We start from the raw sequence: 1,909 nt of genomic DNA, 5'->3' as shown, positions 1-1,909 counted from the left end.
CGACGCACGGCGTTGATCGAAAAATCCGCGATCAGTTCCGAAGATCCGAACCGCTCGTTGTTCAGGCGGCAGCGCCAGAACGAGCCCAGAAACTCCATTTCATCGAGCGTGACCTCGATGCAGTTCCGATTGCCGCCCGTGTCAAGATAACCAGCTTCATGAGGGATGATGTCTTCGGGACGAATGGCCGCAATGACAGGGGTTCCATCATTGAACGTGTGGCTGAGGCAGGCAAAGGTCTTTTCCCCGACGCTCAACCGCCCGCCTTTCGTAACCTGAGACTGGATCTGGTTCATTTCACCGATAAAGTCGGCCACGAACAGGTTGGCCGGTTCGCGGTAGATCTCCGTGGGCGATCCAACTTGTTCGATCACCCCGTGGTTCATCACCACGATGCGGTCGGCCATGGCCAGCGCTTCTTCCTGATCGTGCGTCACCATCACGGTGGTCACACCCAGCTTGCGCTGCAATTCCTTGATCTCATGCCGCAGGTGAACGCGCACCTTGGCGTCCAGCGCCGACAGGGGTTCGTCCAGCAGCAGCAGACCGGGATTGGTTGCAATGGCGCGGGCCAGCGCAATCCTCTGCTGCTGGCCACCGGACAATTGCGCCGGGTATTTCCTGCCCTGATCCGGCAGACCAACAAGGTTCAGCAGCTCGCTCACCCGAACCGCGATATCCGACTTGCTGCGGCCCGTGTTTTCAAGGCCAAATGCGATGTTCTTTTCGATCGTCAGGTTCGGGAACAGCGCATAGGACTGGAACACAATCCCGAAATCGCGCTCGGACGGAGGCAGGTTGGAGACGTCCTTGCCATCCTGCATAATCGTACCCTTGGTCTGCAGATCCAGCCCTGCAATCGCCCGCAACAAGGTGGTCTTGCCGCAGCCGGACGGGCCGAGGAAACAAATGAATTCACCTTCTTTGATTTCGAGAGAGATGTCCTTGAGTGCCAGAAAGCTGCCGAACGCTTTCCACAAATTCTGGATGCTGAGATACAGTTCACCGGGTGGTGTTTTCTGAAGCACGGGAGAGGTCCTCACATCTGCACCTCGGGCACGACCGATCCTGGCCGGTGCGCGCCGGGTGAGTTGGTTGTGTTGGTGGGAACAAGAGAGTGGCGGGCAGGAGAGGCACAAAAGCCCCTCCTGCCAATGGAATTACTTCGCTTCAGACTTTCCGTCATAGCGAGACTGCCATTCCTTCAGGATTGCCGCGCGATTGTTGGCGGCATATTCGAAATCATTGTTGATCATCGCATCCAGAAGACCCTCTGGGAAGTGTTCAACCGGTTTTGCAACGCCGGGATACGCCACGACCGCATAGCCGGTATTGTACATCTCGTTGGCCTCTTTGGTGACGGTGAAGTCCACCAGCTTCTGCGCGGCTTCCAGATTTGCAGTGCCGGCCACAATCGCGGTTGCTTCCATGTCCCAGCCGACGCCTTCCGAAGGCACAATGATTTCCAGCGGTGCGCCATCAGCTTTGGATTTCGCCCCACGGAACGCAAAAGAAATACCAATCGGGATCTCGCCCGCCGCCGCCAGTTTGCAAGGCTTCGAGCCGGAATGGGTGTAGCGCGCAATATTCTCGTGCAGCGCATCCATGTATTCCCAGCCACCTTCTTCGCCAAACATTTGAAGCCAGCTGGACACATCAAGGAACCCCGTGCCAGAGGAATTCGGGTTCGGCATGATAACCTGATCCTTGTACATCGGATCAGTCAGGTCCTTCCACGAGGTCGGCGGCTTCAGCCCGGCCTTTTCCGCCTCAACCGTGTTGTAGCAAATCGAGGCAACCCAGGCGTCCATGCCAACCCAGGCAGGCGGGTTGTCACCATCGACGAATTTCGCATCCAGCTTGTCTACGCCAGCCGGGGCATAAGGCTCCAGCATCCCTTCGGATTTCA

The 1,909-nt window shown here is 57.4% G+C and carries 2 protein-coding genes; both read right to left on the bottom strand.

All coding sequences use genetic code 11. The features are described from left to right. Positions 1-1,028 (bottom strand): putative 2-aminoethylphosphonate ABC transporter ATP-binding protein (locus tag AC2FNN_RS21480; protein WP_496760536.1); only part of this gene is annotated, 1,028 nt, incomplete at its 3' end. Between the two features lie 132 nt (positions 1,029-1,160). Further along, positions 1,161-1,909, bottom strand: a 749-nt coding sequence (locus AC2FNN_RS21475) for an extracellular solute-binding protein (protein ID WP_496760535.1), incomplete at its 5' end; no start/stop codon positions are given.

The organism is Ruegeria sp. BHSA118, assembly GCF_059613405.1.
This window is presented reverse-complemented; position numbering and strand designations above follow the sequence as displayed.